Origin of the sequence: Streptomyces sp. NPDC005820 (genome assembly GCF_040630255.1) — a bacterium.
Classification (GTDB): Bacteria; Actinomycetota; Actinomycetes; order Streptomycetales; family Streptomycetaceae; genus Streptomyces.
Genome location: NZ_JBEXXE010000023.1, coordinates 79,555 through 97,807 on the forward strand (window position 1 = coordinate 79,555; position 18,253 = coordinate 97,807).

General features: G+C 71.1%; 18 protein-coding genes. 9 read left to right on the forward strand and 9 right to left on the reverse strand.

Annotated features, from left to right (window positions below; translation table 11 throughout):
• Positions 1-117: 117 nt before the first annotated feature.
• Genes ABZ464_RS27305 through ABZ464_RS27315 form a run of 3 tightly spaced genes read left to right on the forward strand, consistent with a single transcriptional unit; the run spans position 118 to position 3,956 of the window.
• Positions 118-822, forward strand: coding sequence for a GntR family transcriptional regulator (locus tag ABZ464_RS27305; protein ID WP_359280594.1), 705 nt, complete (start codon positions 118-120; stop codon positions 820-822).
• Positions 819-3,287: a glycosyltransferase gene (locus ABZ464_RS27310; RefSeq protein WP_359280595.1), complete on the forward strand. Its 2,469-nt coding sequence runs from the start codon at positions 819-821 to the stop codon at positions 3,285-3,287. The genes ABZ464_RS27305 and ABZ464_RS27310 overlap by 4 nt, the downstream gene beginning before the upstream one ends.
• Before the next feature lie 18 nt (positions 3,288-3,305).
• Positions 3,306-3,956 (forward strand): hypothetical protein, encoded by a 651-nt coding sequence (locus tag ABZ464_RS27315; RefSeq protein ID WP_359280597.1) that lies wholly within the window; start codon positions 3,306-3,308, stop codon positions 3,954-3,956.
• Positions 3,957-3,965: 9 nt separating this feature from the next.
• Here ABZ464_RS27315 and ABZ464_RS27320 read toward each other — a convergent pair whose 3' ends face one another.
• From ABZ464_RS27320 to ABZ464_RS27330, 3 genes are all read right to left on the reverse strand, one after another.
• Entirely contained in the window at positions 3,966-4,259 is a 294-nt protein-coding gene (locus ABZ464_RS27320) for a hypothetical protein (protein ID WP_359280599.1), read from the reverse strand.
• Between the two features lie 101 nt (positions 4,260-4,360).
• The gene (locus tag ABZ464_RS27325; RefSeq protein ID WP_359280600.1) at positions 4,361-4,774 is read right to left on the reverse strand and encodes a hypothetical protein; all 414 of its coding nucleotides are present in this window, start codon (positions 4,772-4,774) and stop codon (positions 4,361-4,363) included.
• Positions 4,771-5,034 carry a hypothetical protein gene (locus ABZ464_RS27330; protein WP_359280601.1) on the reverse strand — a complete coding sequence of 88 codons (264 nt, stop codon included), beginning with the start codon at positions 5,032-5,034 and terminating at the stop codon, positions 4,771-4,773. Before ABZ464_RS27330 ends, ABZ464_RS27325 begins: the two co-directional genes overlap by 4 nt.
• Before the next feature lie 106 nt (positions 5,035-5,140).
• Between ABZ464_RS27330 and ABZ464_RS27335 the strand changes: the two genes are divergently transcribed.
• Genes ABZ464_RS27335 through ABZ464_RS27345 form a run of 3 tightly spaced genes read left to right on the forward strand, consistent with a single transcriptional unit; the run spans position 5,141 to position 5,966 of the window.
• The gene (locus ABZ464_RS27335; RefSeq protein ID WP_359280603.1) at positions 5,141-5,398 is read left to right on the forward strand and encodes a hypothetical protein; all 258 of its coding nucleotides are present in this window, start codon (positions 5,141-5,143) and stop codon (positions 5,396-5,398) included.
• Positions 5,395-5,754, forward strand: coding sequence for a DUF6247 family protein (locus ABZ464_RS27340; RefSeq protein ID WP_359280605.1), 360 nt, complete (start codon positions 5,395-5,397; stop codon positions 5,752-5,754). Before ABZ464_RS27335 ends, ABZ464_RS27340 begins: the two co-directional genes overlap by 4 nt.
• Positions 5,751-5,966, forward strand: a complete 216-nt coding sequence (locus ABZ464_RS27345) for a DUF397 domain-containing protein (protein ID WP_359280606.1) — start codon at positions 5,751-5,753, stop codon at positions 5,964-5,966. Before ABZ464_RS27340 ends, ABZ464_RS27345 begins: the two co-directional genes overlap by 4 nt.
• On the opposite strand, the gene ABZ464_RS27350 is transcribed toward ABZ464_RS27345, so the two are convergent.
• Entirely contained in the window at positions 5,960-7,693 is a 1,734-nt protein-coding gene (locus tag ABZ464_RS27350; RefSeq protein ID WP_359280608.1) for an SGNH/GDSL hydrolase family protein, read from the reverse strand. The two genes, ABZ464_RS27345 and ABZ464_RS27350, sit on opposite strands and share 7 nt — an antisense overlap.
• A 252-nt stretch (positions 7,694-7,945) precedes the next feature.
• Here ABZ464_RS27350 and ABZ464_RS27355 point away from each other — a divergent pair, with 252 nt between their 5' ends.
• Positions 7,946-8,245, forward strand: a complete 300-nt coding sequence (locus ABZ464_RS27355; RefSeq protein ID WP_359280609.1) for a hypothetical protein — start codon at positions 7,946-7,948, stop codon at positions 8,243-8,245.
• Here the strand turns inward: ABZ464_RS27355 and ABZ464_RS27360 are convergent.
• A complete protein-coding gene (locus tag ABZ464_RS27360; protein WP_359280611.1) occupies positions 8,242-10,029 on the reverse strand; it encodes a 5'-nucleotidase C-terminal domain-containing protein in 1,788 nt (595 codons plus the stop codon). The genes ABZ464_RS27355 and ABZ464_RS27360 overlap by 4 nt on opposite strands.
• Positions 10,030-10,210: 181 nt before the next feature.
• Between ABZ464_RS27360 and ABZ464_RS27365 the strand changes: the two genes are divergently transcribed.
• A complete protein-coding gene (locus ABZ464_RS27365; RefSeq protein WP_359280613.1) occupies positions 10,211-12,109 on the forward strand; it encodes a serine/threonine-protein kinase in 1,899 nt (632 codons plus the stop codon).
• A gap of 55 nt (positions 12,110-12,164) precedes the next feature.
• Here ABZ464_RS27365 and ABZ464_RS27370 read toward each other — a convergent pair whose 3' ends face one another.
• The gene (locus ABZ464_RS27370) at positions 12,165-13,448 is read right to left on the reverse strand and encodes an adenylosuccinate synthase (protein WP_359280615.1); all 1,284 of its coding nucleotides are present in this window, start codon (positions 13,446-13,448) and stop codon (positions 12,165-12,167) included.
• Between the two features lie 224 nt (positions 13,449-13,672).
• Between ABZ464_RS27370 and ABZ464_RS27375 the strand changes: the two genes are divergently transcribed.
• The gene (locus ABZ464_RS27375) at positions 13,673-14,554 is read left to right on the forward strand and encodes a diacylglycerol kinase family protein (RefSeq protein ID WP_359280617.1); all 882 of its coding nucleotides are present in this window, start codon (positions 13,673-13,675) and stop codon (positions 14,552-14,554) included.
• 124 nt (positions 14,555-14,678) lie between these two features.
• On the opposite strand, the gene ABZ464_RS27380 is transcribed toward ABZ464_RS27375, so the two are convergent.
• The 3 genes from ABZ464_RS27380 to ABZ464_RS27390 form a co-directional block, all read right to left on the reverse strand.
• Positions 14,679-15,887, reverse strand: coding sequence for a S8 family serine peptidase (locus tag ABZ464_RS27380; protein WP_359280618.1), 1,209 nt, complete (start codon positions 15,885-15,887; stop codon positions 14,679-14,681).
• Positions 15,888-15,985: 98 nt separating this feature from the next.
• Positions 15,986-16,744 carry an ethanolamine ammonia-lyase subunit EutC gene (gene eutC / locus ABZ464_RS27385; RefSeq protein WP_359280620.1) on the reverse strand — a complete coding sequence of 253 codons (759 nt, stop codon included), beginning with the start codon at positions 16,742-16,744 and terminating at the stop codon, positions 15,986-15,988.
• Positions 16,741-18,150: an ethanolamine ammonia-lyase subunit EutB gene (locus ABZ464_RS27390; RefSeq protein ID WP_359280622.1), complete on the reverse strand. Its 1,410-nt coding sequence runs from the start codon at positions 18,148-18,150 to the stop codon at positions 16,741-16,743. The genes eutC and ABZ464_RS27390 overlap by 4 nt, the downstream gene beginning before the upstream one ends.
• Between the last annotated feature and the right edge of the window lie 103 nt (positions 18,151-18,253).

Below are 18,253 nucleotides of genomic sequence, written 5' to 3' on the forward strand. Positions count from 1 at the left end.
GGACGCACGCTACGCGTGTAGGGGCTTGAAATCTCCGAACGCGTAAGGTGGCGTGCTCGTACATAACGACGAGCACGCCACTTTCCGTCCGTACGCCCGTAGGGAGACGCCCCGAAGATGCCCGGCAGCAGCGGCACCGGCGCCGTGACGCGCAGCACCCTGCGGCAGCAGATCGCCGACGCGCTCCGCGACGAGGTGCTGGCCGGGCGGCTGCAACCCGGGCAGGAGTTCACGGTCAAGGAGATCGCCGAGCAGTACGGCGTCTCGGCGACCCCGGTCCGCGAGGCGCTGGTGGATCTGTCGGCGCAGGGGCTGCTGGAGGCCGACCAGCACCGGGGGTTCCGGGTCCACGAGTACTCCGTGGAGGACTACCGGGGCATGATCGAGGCGCGCTCGCTGATCATCGAGGGCATGTTCCTGCGGCTGGAGGAGGGCCGGGAGTCCGTCCGGGAGTCCGGCTCCCCGGAGCGGGTCGCCGCCGCCATCAACGGGGTGCGCCGGCGCGGCGAGGAGGCCCAGCGGGCGGCCGCCGCCGGTGACCTCACCGTCCTCATCGGCTACGACCTGCGCTTCTGGCGTGAGCTCAGCGACTTCTTCGGCAACCCCTATCTCGCCGACTTCCTGCACCGGCTGCGGGTGCAGAGCTGGGTGTGCGCGGTCCAGCATCTGCGCCGTATGACCGATCTGCGCGGGCATCTGTGGTCCGGCCATACAGATCTCGTCGACGCCCTGTACCGGCGCGACACCGCCACGGCCCGCAGGATGCTCGCCGCGTACAACGCCGACTCCGTCGCCCTGGTCGAGCGGCTGGCCAAGGGATGACCGCGACGGCCACCGACCGGGAGACCGAGACCGACACCGAGACCGTCGAACTGTCCGTGGTCGTCCCGGCCCGGGACGAGGAACGGCGGCTGGGACCCACCCTCGACGCCCTGGTGGACCATCTCGAACAGAACCATCACGCCGGGACCGGGGCCGGGACCGGGACCGGGACCGGGACCGGGACCGGGACCGGGACCGGCTGGGAGATCGTCGTCGTCGACGACGGGTCCACGGACGCCACCGCCGACCTGGTCGCCGCCCGCCGGGATCCGCGCATCCGGGCCGTCACCGGCGAGGGCCGGGGCAAGGGCCACGCGCTGCGGCTCGGCGTCGCCGCCACCCGGGGCCGCCGGGTCCTCGTCACCGACGCCGACCTCGCCACCCCCGTGACCGACCTGGCACGGCTGGAACAGGCGCTCGCCGAGGGCCATGCGGCGGCCGTCGGCTCCCGTGCCGTCCCCGGCGCCACGCTGGGCGACCGCCAGCACCGCGCCCGCGAGCTCCTCGGCAAGGCCGGCAACCTGCTGATACGGGCCACCGCCGTGCGCGGGATCCGGGACACCCAGTGCGGCTTCAAGCTGTTCGACGGCGACAGGGCGCGCACCGCGTTCGCCGCCTCGCGGGTCGACGGCTGGGCGATCGACGTGGAGGTGCTGCGCCACTTCCAGCGGGCGGACTGGCCGGTCGCCGAGGTCCCGGTGCACTGGTCGCACCGCCCCGGCTCGAAGGTCCGCCCGCCGGACTACCTCCGCTTCCTGCGCGACCTGGCCCGGCTGCGCCGCACCGACCTCCTGGCGGCCCTCCTCTTCCTGGCCTTCTCGGCCGCCCTCTACTCGGGCCGCGTCCTGGACCCGGCGCACCGCTATCTCACCGACTCCCTCCAGGACCAGAACCAGTGGGAGTGGTTCTTCGCGGTCACCGCGGACAACGTGGCCCACCTGCGCAACCCGCTCTTCAGCGACCTCCAGGGCTTCCCCGACGGCGTGAACCTGATGGCCAACACGGTCATGCTGGGCCTCTCCGTGCCGCTGACCCCGGTGACCCTGCTGTGCGGCCCGGCCGTCACGCTCAGCCTGGTGATGACGCTGGGCCTGGCCGCGACCGCCGCCGCCTGGTACTGGCTGATCACGAAACGCCTGACCCCGCACCGGGCCGCGGCCTTCGCCGGAGCCACCCTGGCCGCGTTCGCGCCGCCCTTCGTCAGCCACGCCAACGCGCACCCCAACTTCGTCGTCCTCTTCATGATCCCGCTGATCGTCGACCGCGCCCTGCGCCTGTGCACGGGCACGCGGACGGGCCGGGACGCGGTGGTGCTGGGCCTGATGGCGGCGTACCAGTTCTTCCTGGGCGAGGAGCCGCTGCTGCTCGCGGCGATCGGCATGCTCCTGTTCGCGCTCTCCTACTCGGCCGTACGCCCGAAGGAGGCGGCGGCGGCCGTACGCCCCCTGCTGCGCGGCCTGGCGATCGCCGCCGCCGTCTCCCTCCCCCTCCTCGTCTACCCCCTGGCCTGGCAGTTCTCCGGCCCGCAGTCCTACGACGGCATCGACCACGGCACGGCCCCCGGCACCGCCAACTCCCTGCGCGCGCTGCTGACCTTCGCCGAGCGCTCATGGCCGGCGGGCGACGCCGAGGCCACGAAGGCGTTGTCCCTGAACCCCACCGAGCAGAACGCCTTCTACGGCTGGCCGCTCGCCCTGCTGGCCCTCGCGATCACCGTGCTGCTGTGGCGGCGGCGCCCGGTCGTCCGGGCCCTGGCGGCGACGGTCCTGGTGGCGGCCGTCCTGTCGATGGGCCCCCGCATCGGCGGCGCCCCCGGCCCCTGGGCGCTCCTCGACGGGCTCCCGCTCTTCGAGTCGGTGATCGAGAGCCGGGTGGCGATGATCTGCGGCCCGGTGCTGGGGATGCTGGTGGCGCTGGCGGTGGCGGAGCTGAGGGGGCTGCGGCGGGGGCTGCGGTACGCGGGACTGGCCGCCGTGGCCCTGGCCCTGCTCCCCCTTCTCCCCGCCCCCCTGCGGTCGGAGCCCCGCGCCGAGGTACCGGCCTTCTTCACGGACGGGACCTGGAGGTCGTACGTCCGCGACGGCGAGACACTGGTCCCCGTGCCGCTCGCCGAGCCCGGCGCCGCCGAGGCCCTGCACTGGCAGACGGCCGCCGGCCTCGGCTTCCGGATGCCGGGCGGCTACTTCAACGGGCCGTACGGCGACGGCGACCGCACCGGCGTGTACGGGGTGCCGCTGCGCTTCACGGCGAGTCTGCTCCAGGACACGCAGTTCACGGGCGTGGTCCCGGTGATCGACACGGCCGCCCGGGAGGCGACGGCGGAGGACCTGGCGTACTGGCGGGCGGGGGCACTGGTTCTGGCCCCGCAGCCACACGCGGACGTCCTGCGTGAGACTGTGGACAAACTGGTGGGCCGACCCGGTAGGCGGGTGGACGGTGTGTGGGTATGGGACCTGCACGACTAACGACCGGAGGAGCTCTCTTTGGCCTGTGACCTGTGGCTGGTACCGCTCGTCGACGTGTTGTGCCACACCCCCGACAATCCGTTCGCCGACGAACTCGCGCAGTACAACACGGTGCTGGCGGAGGCGGGGCTGCCGCCGGTGCCGGTGTACCAGTACATGCCGGGTCTGTTCGGGGAGGTCGCCCCGGTGGCCGGCTTCGACTACGACGCGCTGCATTTCCTGCGCCGCGCCTATCTGCTCCAGGTGTGCGGACTGCCGGTGACCCCGGTGGGCGAACTGGGCGGCGACTACGAACAGCTCCTGGAGATGTTCGAGTCCACCGCGCAGCAGTCGCACCTGGTCTGGCACTACGACCACGCGGGGGCGTATGTCCCGGTCGACTTCCCGCACCCCCTGTCCAACGACGACCTCCTCGCCGGAGGCGGCCCGCTGGGCTCCTCCCACTCCCTGCTCCGGGAGCTGGAGTTCGTCGCCCCGTCGATCGGCATCGACCCGGCGAACCCGCCCGCCCCGCCCCAGGCCCCCACCGCGCCCACGGAGTTGGAGGAACCGGCGGTGCCCGCGCCGTACGATCCCAGCCCCTTCTCCCGCGAGCGGCACGTGTGGCTCGGCCTGCACGCGGCGGCGACGCGGAGCCTGGCGCAGGGGTCGATGATCGTGTTCAGCTGACGCCGGAGGTCAACGGCCGAGCCGGGAGAGCCCCTTCTGGACGTCCTCCCTGTTCATCACCGGCGTGTAGGTGATGTCGGCACCCAGCTCCAGGAAGAACGGCTCGCTGATCACCGGCATGTCGGAGGGGTCCGCCATGTCGAAGAACAGGTAGGCGGTCCGCCGGCCGCCGTCCGCGGTGAAGTAGGCCGCCTCGGGCTTGATCTGCTCCAGCGACTCCTGGATCAGCTTCCCGAGGGTCCCGTTCCGGATGAGCTCGTTGGCCCTCTCCGTGTCCATGGACGCCTTCATCATCATGCGCATCGCGGTCACCTTCTTCTGGGTCGTTGGTCGACGCGCGCGGGTGGCGTTTTCAGGATATGCCCGGCCCGAGGGGGGCGCCCCCTGCCGAGGGCGCCCCTGGTTCACCGCTGGTGCGGCAGCCGGATCGTCCGCACGAGGGGCATGTCCGCGTACGCGTCGGGGTCGACGGTCACGACGTGCCGTCCGTCCGGCCAGTCGACCGTCGGGCGGGACAGGTGAATCGCGTGGCCCAGCCGCCATTCCACTCCGTTGCGCAACAACGCACCGACCGTGGAAGCACCGGCGAAGTCCAACTCGACGATCTCGACGGCGGGCAGGGCGCCGATGTGTTCGGCGAGCCCCTTGCGCATGCCGTCGGCGGCGGCCAGGCAGAGTGCCGGTACGTAGACGTGCCGGGTGGGCCCGTGCTCGGTGTTCGCCACGAACTGCGAGGCCAGCGAGTTCCCCGAGCCGAGTGCCAGCAGGGCGGACTCGTCGAGGACGACGCCGGTCGACCCGGCCCTCGCCCCGCTCACAGACTGTCCACCGGCCGACCGGCCTCCAGGTCCTGCCAGACCTTCTCGGCCCGGTCGTGGTCCTCGTCCGTGAGCGTCACACCGAAGTGCGTCTCGCAGTAGGCCTTGGTCTCCTCGTACCGCTTGCGCAGTTCCTCCTGCGTGGGGGTGGCCCCGGCCAACTCGGCGATCAGGTCTCGCATGGTCATCCCACGCTCGCGGGCGAGCACCATGAGACGGTCACGGACAGCGGGGTCGACCTTGACGGTGGTGTCAGCCATGACGCAAGTATACCGACGGTATACCACCTTGAGGCACTCTGCGACACCCGAACTCAGTTCGGAACAGAGTTGGGAACGCGGCCGGGATAGGCGGTACAGTCCATCCATGCCCCGCCGACCCGCCATCCCCGAAGAGGACAAGCTCCTCAAGCGCATCAGCGCCACACGGCGACAGCTCGACAGGCTCAGTGCACGCCTGGCCGAGGAGATCAGCGACGCCGGGCGCCTCACCACCCGCCGTGGCTGGCCCGCCGAGGTCGCCCGAGCCGCCGGATACACCGACACCTACGTCCGCAGGCTCTTCGCGCAGGACCGGGTCCGCATCGACGACGGCACCGGCGACACGAAGGGAACCGCAGCATGAGCGCGCAGCATGCCGAACTCGACGACGCCCCCGTGATCCCCCGTCCGGATCGCACCCCGGCGGCCCTGCGCGCGGCCTGCGCCATCATCGCCCCGCATCTCCTGACCGCTTACGACCAGGCCAGGGACCAGGCCCTCGCCGAGGCACTGCAGCACAACTCGGTCAAGCCCGTCCATGCCTACCTCGCTCACTGGGCAGCGTTGATGGAAATCGAACGGCACCCCGAGACGGCGAAGGTCTACCACCGCGCCGAGTACCTGGCCAGGCTCGCAGGCGCTCCGCGTGAGGCGCGCGTCCACCTGGCCACCGCGAGCGGCATCTACCGCGAGGCGGCCAAGGCGGTGCGCGACGCGTGAACTGGACCTGGGAGTACGTCCCGGACGAGGAGACAGTGGCAGCCGGAGCGCCGCCCGCCTTCTACAGCGACGGCGGGGGCGGCAACTGCGTAGAAATCGCCCCCTCCCCCGCCCTCACCCACATCCGCGACTCCAAAACCCAAGGCGGCCCGATCCTCCGCGACTCCACGGAGTCCTGGGCCGCCTTCGTACAGCAGGTGCGCGCTCAGTAAGTCAGATAGCAGCTCTTCAGGACGCCGTAGAGCGGGTCGACGCCGAAGACCGCCGCCTTGCAGGTGGTGCCGCCGTTGAGGGTCTTGTACACGAAGCGGCCCTTCGCGCCGTACGCGACGGTCCGCTTGCCGGTGAAGGCGCAGGCGCCGCCCTGGGAGGCGCACGCGGTCGCCTTGTAGCCCGCCGGGGCCGCGGGGCCGGTGTAGCAGGACTTGGTCTCGTTGCCGATCGGGTCGCCGCCGAAGGCCGCGCTGGTGCAGGCGGTGTTGCCGGCGGCGACGGCGGTGTTGAAGGAGCCGTACGCGCCGTACATCACGGGCTGTCCGGCGACGGCCGCGCAGGTGCCGCCCTCGGCGGAGCACTTGGTCCAGCCGGCCGGGGCGCCGTTGGGGGCGATGTAGCAGGACTTGACGACGTTGGCCGCCGGGTCGCCGCCGAACTTGGCGCTGGTGCAGGCGACGCTGCCCTTGGTCACGAGGTGCTTGAAGTTGCCGTTGGTGCCGAAGACGACGTCACGGTTGTTGCCGGGGACCGAGCAGGTGCCGCCCTCGCTCGCGCACTTGGTGTAGCCGTAGGGGCCGCCCGCGCTCGCGATGTAGCAGGTCTTGATGGTGTCGGCGGCCGGGTCGCCGCCGAAGGAGGCGCTGGTGCAGGGGATGCTGCCGGTCGCCGTCCTGTACGCGTACGCCCCGGAGCCGAAGGCCACCACGCGGGTGCCGCTGAAGGTGCAGGTGGCGCCCTCGCTCGCGCACCGGGTGTAGCCCGCGGGGAGGGGGCTGCTGGTGCCGATCATGTACTTCACCAGGGAGGCCACGGCCTTCATCCCGGCCTCGTTGGGGTGGTAGGTGGCCCGGCCGGAGGCGGGCTTGTACGTCTCCACCCAGGGAGTGGACGCACACGCGTCGTGGCCGTGGCTCGCGGCGGCGACGTTGACCAGGGTCGCCCCGGTGACGGTCGCCGCGGCGGCGGTCGCGTCGGCCAGCCGGGAGGCGACGGTCCGCTCGTACGCCAGCTGGCTCGCGGTGAGCGGCACCCCGGTGCAGGTACCCGAGTCGGGCAGGACGGTCATGTAGTTCACCAGGAGGACCCTGGCCTGCGGGGAGATCTTGTGGACGGCCTTCACGACGTTCTGGATCCGCCCGCTGACCGCGCCCAGCGCCGTGTCGATCGCGGACGTGCTCACGGTCCCGCAGTTGGCCTCGCCCTTGTTCTGGCAGGAGTACGAGACGACGCTGCCCAGGTAGTTGACGTCGTTGCCGCCGATGGTGACCGTGACCAGCCGGGTGGTGCTCTTCACGGCGTTGATCTGCGCCGACTGGCCGCCCTGGCTCGCGGTGAGGATGTTCGCCGTCGTGGCGCCGCTGCATGTGACGTCCGTCAGCTTCGCCCCGGTGTCACGGGCCACGATGCCGGCGTAGTTGTTGTTCGACCGCATGCACGCCGCGGCCACGCTCCCCTCCTTCACCGGAGGGATGCTCGGGCCCGCGGCGAACGAACTGCCCATCGCGACGTACTCCGTCCCGGCCGCCGAGGCGGTGGTGATGGAGGAGGAGGCGGCGGCGGCGGACGACGCTGCGGAGAGGGACTCCTTGGCCCCCGCGTCCACGGGCGAGGGGTCCGCCCCGGGGCCCCCGCCGAGGTTCGCGCAGCCGGTCGCGAACCCGAGGGACAGGACCAGCCCGAGCATTCCCGTCCGCCAGCGGTGCCGCTGCTTCATGTTCGCCATGCGCGCTTCCTCCGTGGTGCAGTGTCGACACTTCATCCCGTCGACCATCCCTCAACATGAGGGACTGCCCTATTACACGGAGGAGTTGGCGGATCGGTTGCGGCGAAGATCGACAATCTGTCGACAACAATGGGACAACGCCTGGGTATGCCCGGATCAGAGATGAGTAGCGCTACTCAGGCGGCCGTCGACCACCGAACGTCATCGTGGAGATCACACGGAAGCACGCACCCGCTCCTCAGGAGGCACCCCATGAACGGCTACCGCTCGCTCGTCTCGGCCCTGCGCACCCCCGCCGCCCTCGGCTATCTGCTCCTGGTGGGCGCGCTCACGGCGTGGGTCGCGGTGGACACGCTGTTCATCTCGCACGCGGACGCGTCCTTGGCCGGGATGTGGCTGTTCTTCGCCACCGCCCCGACCTCGCTGCTGTTCCTGGTGGTGCCCGGCCAGTTCGCGCTAATCGGCGTGCCGGTCGGGGCGGTGGTCCAGGCGGCCCTGCTCGGCGCCGCCTACCAGGGACTCACCCGGACCCGCCCCGTGACCGCCGGCTAGAACACGGCCGTGCCGGCCTGCGTCAGCTTCCAGTTGGTGACGGCGAAGTCCGCCGGGTTCAGGGTGCCCTTGGCCGTCACGTAGTCGATCATCAGCTGGCGGATCTCGTTGGTCGAGCTGTAGGCGATGGCGGCGGAGGCGATGTGCGGGTAGCCGGAGCCGCCGTTGGCCCGGTAGTTGTTGACGGCGACGACGAAGACCTGGTCGTCGGTGACCGCGGTCCCGTCGTAGCTGAGGTTCTTGATCCGGGAGCCCTCGGCCGCGGCGATGTCGATGTCGTAGGCGACGCCCGCCGCCGTGTCGTACATGTAGTCCCAGAAGTTGTTGGCGTTGGTGAGGGTGGCGGTGTCCACGGCCGTGCCCGCCGGCACCTGGTGGTAGTACTTCGCCGCGTACTCCAGGTAGTCCTTGAGCTGGGCGCCGGTGAGCTTCTTGCCGTAGAGCGTGTTGTCGTAGATGTAGAGCCCGGCGACGTCCTTGATGGTGACGGCCCCCGCCGGGATGTCGGCCGTGCGGGAGAAGGGCGCGGCGACGGAGATGAGCGGAAGGGCCGCGTCCGCCGTCGAGAGACCCGCCTTCACCGTCTGCATCTGGACCTCGTGGATGAAGTCCATGATCGGGACGTCCTTCCAGCAGGACTCCGCCGCCGAGAGGTCGGCCGTGCAGGTGCCGACGGCGGTGTTGACGTACTTGACGACGAGTTCGTGGTCGGCCTCCAGGAGCTTCTTGATCTCCGGGTCCTCGTCGACGGTGTTGGGGTTGAGGGTCTGCGCGGTCTTGCCGACGACCTTCCAGCGGCCGTGCTCCAGCTCGACCTCGAAGTCGAAGACGCTGAGCCGGTAGCCCCAGCAGTACGGCTCGGACAGCAGCACCTCCTCGCCCGTCTCCGCGTTCTTCACGGTGTACGAGGGGACCTCGACGTGGGTGTGGCCGACGAGGATCGCGTCGATGCCGGGGACCTGCTCGGCGACCAGGTTGGAGGCGTTCTCGACGTACGGGAGCTCGTCGCCGTACGACGACGAACCGTCGAGCCCCGAGTGGTCGGTCAGGAAGACCACGTCACAGCCCAGCGCCCGCAGTCGCGGCACGTACTTCTTCGCCTGCTCGACCAGGCCGGGGAAGACCATCTTCCCGCTGACGTTGTCCTTGTCCCAGATCGCGATGCCGGGGTTGGTGAGGCCGAGGATGCCGACCTTGATGTCGGGGGCGCCGGGGACGCGGATCTTCTTCACGGTGTACGGCGGGAACGCCGGCCGCAGGGTCTTCGCGTCCAGCGCGTTCGCGCCGAGCAGCGGGAAACGGCACTGCTTCTCGAACTTGCGCAGCACCTCGATGCCGTAGTTGAACTCGTGGTTGCCGAGGGCGGCAGCGTCGTAGCGCATGTGGTTCATGGCGACGGCCATCGGGTGCTTGACGCCGTTCGTGATCGGCTCCACCCGGGCGAAGTAGTACGCCAGTGAGGTGCCCTGGATGATGTCGCCGGCGTCGACGAGGAGGACGTGGTCCTCGCCCTTCGCCTGCCGCTGCTGCTTGACGAGCGTGGCGACGCGCGCGACGCCGACGGAGTTGCCCTTGCTGTCGCTGTACGCGGCGTCCTTGTAGTAGTCCCAGTCGAAGACATGGCTGTGCAGGTCGGTGGTGCCCAGGATGGAGAAGGTCCAGGTGCGGGGCGCTTTGGGAGGCTTGCGGTCGGCGGCTTCGGCGCTACCGGCGCCGACCGTCCCGACGACGGCCACCGCCGCACCGGTCACGGCCGACTTCTGCACGAACTCACGACGCTTCATGGAGGCTCCTGAGACAGGTGGGACTGAGGGCACTACCCGCGTAGATGCTTGCCGCCGGCCACGCCGGCACGGAACCAGGAACCGGCCATGTCCGGGTCAAGTTCGGGGCCGCGCATCGGAAAGCTCCGGTCAACACGGATCCCCCACGCCCCGTACGCGGCCTGTGGGAGGATCTCGGGCCATGCAGCCCCTGGCCCTTGACGATCCGTCACACATAGGCCCCTACCGTCTGCTGTCCCGACTGGGTGCCGGAGGCATGGGCCGGGTCTACCTCGCGCGGGTGACGGACGCCGCGCCGGACGCGCCGACCGTGGCCCTCAAGCTGATCCGCCCGGACGCCGCCGAACAGGACGCGTTCCGCCGCCGCTTCACCCGCGAAGTGGCGGCCGCCCGCCGGGTCAACGGCCGGTGGACGGCCCGGGTCCTCGACGCGGACACCGAGTCCGAAGTGCCCTGGGTGGCCACGGAGTACATCCCGGGACCGACGCTGCGTGCGGTCGTCCGGGGCGACTTCGGCCCCCTGCCGTCCGCGTCCGCGCACATCCTCGCCCACCGGCTGGGGCAGGCCCTGGGCGCCATCCACGCGTCGGGCCTCGTGCACCGGGACCTCAAGCCGTCCAACATCCTGCTCACCGTGGGCGGCCCACGCGTGATCGACTTCGGCATCGCGCACACGCTGGACGCGTCCCTGGAATCCACCATCTCCCGGACCGGATCCATTGTCGGGACCCCGGAGTTCATGTCCCCGGAGCAGGTGAGAGGCGAACGGATCACCCCGGCCGGTGATGTGTTCTCCCTCGGGAGCGTGCTGGTGTACGCGGCCACGGGGCGCTCTCCCTTCCGGAAGGCACAGGGGGAGGACACCGGTGCGCACGCGCTGATGTTCCGCATCGCCTACGAGGAACCGGAGCTGAGCGAGGTACCCGAGGCGATCGCCGATCTCGTACGACGGTGTCTGGCGAAGGCCCCGGGACAGCGGCCGACGGTCGCCGAGATCGTGGACCTGACCCGGCGCGCCCCCGACGCCGCGTGGCTGCCGGCCCGCCTCCTGGAACGGCTGGACCGGGTGGCGGCTCGGCCGCTGCCGCGGTCCCCGCAACGGGAGCGGCGGGAGCGGCCGGCCGAACCGGGGATCCCCGACTTCCCGGACTTTCCCGATCCCGCCGAGGTCACCCGGGATCCCCTGGACGCGCCGGAAGCGGGCATCCTGCCACCGCGTGTCGTAGCGGCACCGTCGGCCCCGGCGCCCCGGCACGGCCGAAGGCACGTCACCCTCGCACTCGTCGCGGCGGCCGGCGTGCTGTCGCTGACCGCCTGGGGTACGACCGCCCTGTGGACGGAGGCCATCGGATCCCGGCCGGCGGACACGACGGTCGAGGAGCTGCCCGACGTCGAGCTCGTCGATGACCTGTCCGGTATGTGGCGCGCGACCTTGGACGAGGGGGATCCCCTGCTCAGCTTCGTGCTGGACGTCCCCCCTGGGGCGGCGACCGACACCCACAGCACCGAGATCTTCGTGGCCACGGCCGACGCGATCTGCAAGGGCAGGGCGACGCTGCTGTCCCGGACCGAGAGGACCGCGGTCGTGGGTCGGTTCGACCTCCGCCGGATCGACACGGAGGGAGCCGGGACGAGCGCGTGCGGGCTGCCGTGGACCATCAAGCTCGTGGCGGATCAGGACGGCGACGTCGTGTGGGAACGGAAACCCGGCTACAGCGTGGCGACCGAGCCGGTCTCGGAGCCGTGGCTCAAGGTGTCCTCCGCGTTCGCCCACGACTGGTACGACACCACAGGGCGGCTGTGGGTCGCGATCCGCACAGGGCGCGTGGGCGACCTCGCCGTCCACGGGGTCGACACCCGCCACGGCCGGCACTGCGAATGGGAGGCGTCTCTGCTGGACGTACAGGAGAGGCGGATCGTGACTTCGGGCGCCCGCGTCATCCCCTCCCGGTCGAGCCCCGGCTGCGCCTCGGGCCAGTTCGCCCGTCGCTACGTGCTGGAGGACACCGGTGAGGACGTCACGCTCACCCAGGACTCGGAGACCACGACCGACACGCTGCGACCGCGCCGCCCCGGCTGAGGCGGACCGACGCCCCTGTCCGGCCGTCACCGGAAAGGGGCATCAGTCCGGTGCCCTACAGGAACGAGTTGATCTCGATCGTCTCGTCGCGGCCCGGGCCCACGCCGATCGCGGAGATCGGGGCGCCGGACATCTCCTCCAGGGCCTTGACGTAGGCCTGTGCGTTCTTCGGGAGGTCGGAGAACGACTTGGCCTTGGTGATGTCCTCGGACCAGCCGGGGAGGGTCTCGTAGATGGGCTTCGCGTGGTGGAAGTCCGACTGCGAGTACGGGAGTTCCTCGACGCGCTTGCCGTCGATCTCGTACGCCACGCAGACCGGGATCTGCTCCCAGCCCGTCAGGACGTCGAGCTTGGTGAGGAAGAAGTCGGTCAGGCCGTTCACGCGGGTCGCGTAGCGGGCGATGACCGCGTCGAACCAGCCGCAGCGGCGGTCACGGCCGGTGGTGACGCCCCGCTCGCCGCCGATCCGGCGCAGCGCCTCGCCGTCCTCGTCGAAGAGCTCGGTGGGGAAGGGGCCGGAGCCGACGCGGGTCGTGTACGCCTTGAGGATGCCGATGACCCGGCTGATCTTCGTCGGGCCCACACCGGCGCCGGTGCAGGCGCCGCCCGCGGTCGGGTTGGAGGAGGTGACGAAGGGGTACGTGCCGTGGTCGATGTCGAGGAGGGTGCCCTGACCGCCCTCGAACAGGACGACCTTGTTGTCCTCCAGGGCCTGGTTCAGCACCAGGACCGTGTCGGTGACGTACGGAGCGAGCTTCTCCGCGTAGCCCAGCAGTTCCTCGACGACCTGGTCGACGGCGATCGCGCGGCGGTTGTACAGCTTGGTGAGGAGCTGGTTCTTGGCGTCGAGCGCCGCCTCGACCTTCTGGGTGAGGATCGACTCGTCGTAGAGGTCCTGGACCCGGATGCCCACCCGGTTGATCTTGTCCGCATATGTCGGACCGATCCCGCGCCCGGTCGTGCCGATCTTGCGCTTTCCGAGGAAGCGTTCCGTCACCTTGTCGACAGTGACGTTGTACGGGGTGATGATGTGCGCGTTGCCGCTGATCAGGAGCTTCGACGTGTCGACGCCGCGCTCGTTCAGACCGCTCAGCTCGGAGAGCAGGACCGACGGGTCGACGACGACGCCGTTTCCGATGACCGGCGTACAGCCGGGGGACAGGATTCCGGAAGGGAGGAGGTGGAGTGCGTACTTCTGGTCACCCACGACGACCGTGTGGCCGGCGTTGTTGCCGCCCTGGTAGCGCACTACGTAGTCCACCGAGCCGCCGAGTAGATCGGTGGCCTTTCCCTTGCCTTCGTCACCCCACTGAGCACCGAGCAGCACAAGTGCGGGCACGCGCGTACACCCCTTCCGGGTGGGGCATGTCCAAGGTCAGGGGCGTACGCGGAGGCTTTTTCCACCACCGCGTGCACCGCGACCGTCGTTGGCCGCAGTTCCGCGACCGTCGTAGGTCGCACACCGTCGGACCCGGATGCCCCGGAATAGACGAAGCCCCTGGCGCAATAGCGCAAGGGGCTCTTGCACAAAGATGCTACCCGAGGAAGCGAGGCAGGACCGAGGTGGCGACTTTCGCGACGCCGGACCAGCTGCTGGTGATCATCGATCCGACCGCCCTGAGGGCCGACGGGGAGTCCGTACGGATCGCGAAAGACGTGCTCAGCGCGGGTGCGGCGAGTACGAAGGTGTGTCTTCCGGAGGGCCCGGAGGAATTTGCCCGGGTGCTGGCGCGACGGGGTTCACGGCGGCCGGTTGTGATCGGTGACGACCGTGCGCTGACCCGGACGGTGTCGCTGCTGCACCGGCAGCGGGAGCTGGCCGGATGTGTGCTGTCGATGGTGCCGGTGGGGACGGTGCTGGGCGTGGCGCACGCCCTGGGGATCCCCACGGGGGCCGTCGCGGCGGCGCGGGCGGTGCTCGACGGGGCCGAGCGGCGGCTGGACCTGCTGGTGGACGACAGCGACGGGGTGGTGCTGGGGGCGCTGCGGATCCCGCCGCTCCAGCAGCTCACCCCGCAGGAGGAGACCGCGGAGGCCGCCTCGGGGGCGGCCGCCGGTGGCGCCGGGCGGCCCTGGCTGCAGTCGCTCGTCCGCACGCTGGTGCACTCCCGTCCACCGCGCCCCGTCTCCGCCCCGGTGCCGCCGACCGGTCCGGCCCGGCTGCGGGTCGAGGTGGACGGGGTGACGCTGGTCGACCTCGACCAGCCGGTGGAGGCGGTGTCGGTGATCCCGGGTGCGGTGTCCGGGGCGGCCGAGGTGGTCGTCCGCCCGCTGTCGGTGGGCGCGGAGGCGGCGCCGCTGGAGGCCAGGGGGCGCACGGTGACCGTCTCCGGCTCCGATTTCCGCTACCGCGCGGACGCCTCGGTGACGGGACCGGTGCGCAGGCGGACGTGGACGGTGCGGGAGGGGGCGCTGGGGCTGGTGTTGCCGACGGGGCGGGGGTAGGAGCCCTGCACGGGGTCGACGGCGTCCCGTTGCGCCGACGGGCCCGGCCAGGGCGAACCCCCCGGCCGGGCCCACGTCGTACGGTCAGTGCGGCCGGTCACGGCGAGCGGTCACGGGCGACCGGTCAGGGAACGACTCTGAGGAGCCTGTTGGGCGAGCCGAGGCCGACGCTGTGCAGGACCCCGTTCGTCGCTCCGGCGACGAGGGCGTTCCGGACGTCCGCCGGGCCGGCGGCGGGATGGGCGGTGAGGTAGACGGCTGCGGCGCCCGCGACATGCGGAGCCGCCATCGAGGTGCCGGACAGGGTGGCTGTGGCGGTGTCGCTGGTGTACCAGCCGGCCGTGATCGACGATCCGGGGGCGAACAGGTCCAGGACCGACCCGTAGTTGGAGTAACTGGCCCGGTAGTCGGTGTTGGTGGTGGCGCCGACGGTGATCGCGGCGCTCACGCGGGCGGGTGAGCTCCCGGCGGCGTTCGCGTTCGAGTTGCCGGCGGCGACGGTGTACGTGACGCCGGAGGCGATGGAGTTGTTCACCGCGGTGTCCAGCGCGGTGCTGGCGCCGCCGCCGAGCGACATGTTGGCGACCGCGGGGCGGACACGGTGCGCGGTGACCCAGTCCACGCCCGCGATGACACCCGAAGTCGTACCGGAGCCGTCGTTGCCGAGCACGCGCACCGCCACGATCTTGGTGGCCTTCGCCGCTCCGTACGTGGTGCCGGCGATCGTCGTGGCCACATGGGTGCCGTGGCCGTGGCCGTCGGCGGCGATGCCGTCCCCGTCGACCGCGTCGTAGCCGTAGACTGCGCGCCCGGCGATCTGCTGGTGCGTGATGCGCACCCCGGTGTCGATGACGTACACCGTGGCGCCGTTGCCCGCCGTGTCCGGGTAGGTGTACGTCCTGCTGAGCGGAAGCGCCGCCTGGTCGATCCGGTCCAGCCCCCAGGGCGGGTCGGCCTGGGTCCCGTCGAGGGCGAGTCTCTGGTTCTTCTCGACGAACGCGACGGACGGGTCCTCCGCGAAGCTCCTCGCCCCGGCCGCGCTGACACTGACGGCATAGCCGTTCACCGCCGAGTTGTAGGCCTTGTCCACCCTGGCGCCGTACTTGGCGGCCAGTTGGGTGCCCTTCGGAGAGGCCGCCTTGAACCGGACCGACGGCTTCAGGACGATGAGGTAACTGTTGTCGATGCCGGTGGGAGAGTCCTCTCGCAGAACCCTTCCCTTGACCGGAACCGCTTCGGCGGGGAGGGCGGCACCGCCTCCCACCACGGCAACCGCGACGAACGCGGCGACGGCTGCGCCGAACCGGCGCCGGATCGTGAAGATGTCTCGCATGCCGAAGAACGTTCCTCGGCCGGACCGAAAGGTCCCGTCACACGAAACTGTTCGCCCTTTTGTGGTGACGGGTTGCTGCGTATGACCGCCGTCCCGGCTCAGCGCAGCGCGTGCCCCCTGTCCGCGGAGTCGGTCTCGTCCTTCAGCCCCACCCCCGAGATCCCCAGCTCCCGCGCCCTCCCCAATAGCGCCGCCAGCTTCTCCGCCGCCACCTCGTACGACAGTCCCAGCGGTGGCCGGATGTTGGACAGGCAGTTGCGGTCGGCGTCCGTGGTCGCGCCCGGCACCGGTCGGTGGGTCAGGTACGCGCCCAGGGAGTCGGCCGCCGACATGCCGGGGCGTTCGCCGATGAGGACGACCACCGCCGTCGCGCCCATCGCCGCCGCCAGGTCGTCGCCGAGGGCCACGCGGGCCTGTTCGGCGAGGACGACCGGGGCGACGCTCCAGCCGGGGAGCCGGGCCGTCGTCGCCCGGATCATCGCCGCCGCGTGCTCGTGCACCGCCCGGCTGGAGAGCCCGTCCGCGACGACGAAGACGACGTCCCAGTCGCCGACCGGGAGATGCGCGCGGTCCACGGCCTCCAGCCGGCGGCCCAGGTCGGGGCGCTGGAGGTAGGTGAGCCGGTCGGGGGCGGTGCTGCGGACCCGTACCGTCGGCAGACCCGGCAGCGCGGCGGCCACCGTGTCCGGGACGAACGGCGAGTGCACCGCGTCCCGGGCGGCGGCGTGCGCGGCCTGGAGTTCCAGCCGGTGCCGGGTGGGCAGCGCGGTGCCGACCCGGCCGAGGCCGATACGGGCCTGGGTGCGGCGGCGCAGGGCGGACCACAGCTCACCGTCGACCGGGGATACGTCCGTCATGCCGCGAGCTCCCGTCCGATCGCCGTCGATCCGATCGCCGTCAGGGGGTGGGCCGTACCGGAGATCTCGCGGATGCCGCCGCGGTCGTCCAGCAGCCCGATCGAGTCCAGCCAGGTCTCGAACTCCGGCGCCGGGCGCAGCCCCAGCACCTCCCGCAGGTAGAGCGCGTCGTGATACGAGGCCGACTGGTAGTTGAGCATGATGTCGTCGCCGCCGGGCGTGCAGATCACGAAGGACGCCCCGGCCACGCCGAGCATCGTGAGCATGGTGGCGATGTCGTCGTCATCCGCGTCGGCGTGGTTGGTGTAACAGATGTCCAGGCCCATGGGCAGGCCGAGGAGCTTGCCGCAGAAGTGGTCCTCCAGGGCGGCGCGGAGGATCTGCCGGCCGTCGTAGAGGTACTCGGGGCCGATGAAGCCGACGACCGTGTTCACCAGGAGCGGGTCGTAGCGGCGGGCGACCGCGTACGCCCGTGCTTCGACCGTCTGCTGGTCGACCGCGTGGTGCGCGTCGGCGGAGAGGGCGCTGCCCTGGCCGGTCTCGAAGTACATGACGTTGCGGCCCACCGTGCCCCGGCCCAGGGCGAGGGCGGCCTCGTACGCCTCGTCGAGCAGGCCCAGGGTGACACCGAAGGAGGCGTTGGCGGCCTGGGTGCCCGCGATGGACTGGAAGACGAGGTCGACGGGCGCCCCGCGCTCCATCAGCTCGACGGTCGTCGTGACATGGCTCAGGACGCAGGACTGGGTGGGGATGGCGTAGCGGCCGATCACCCCGTCGAGCAGCTCCAGCAGGTCGCGTACGGCCTTCGGGCTGTCGGTCGCCGGGTTGACGCCGATCACCGCGTCGCCGGAACCCAGCAGCAGACCGTCCAGGAGCGCGGCCGCGACGCCCGCGGGGTCGTCCGTCGGGTGGTTGGGCTGGAGGCGGGTCGCGAGACGGCCCGGCAGCCCGATCGTGGAGCGGAAGGCGGTCACCACCCGCACCTTCCGCGCGACCGCGACCAGGTCCGCGTTCCCCATCAGCTTCGACACCGCGGCGGCCATCTCCGGGGTGAGACCGGGCGCCAGCGCGGTGAGCGCGGCCGTGTCCGCGGCCTCGGACAGCAGCCATTCCCGCAGTTCCCCGACGGTCATGGACGCGACCGGCGTGAAGGCGGCCCGCTGGTGGGTGTCGAGGATGAGCCGGGTGACGTCGTCGTCCTCGTACGGGATCAGGGGCTCGGTGAGGAAGTCGGTCAGGGGGACGTCCGCGAGCGCCCAGCGCGCCGCGACCCGCTCCCTGGCCGTACGGGCCGCGAGGCCGGCCAGACGGTCGCCGGAGCGTTCGGGGCTCGCGGCGGCGAGGAGGCGGGCGAGGGAGCCGAAGCGGTGCCGCTCGCCGCCGAGGACGGTCGTGTAGACGCTCATGGCGGCGACCGTACGAGCCCGGTGTTTCCCTCAGATTTCTAAAGGTCTGGTTGACATATATTTAACGCCCCGACTCCCCTACTCGACTCATTCGGACTGAAGA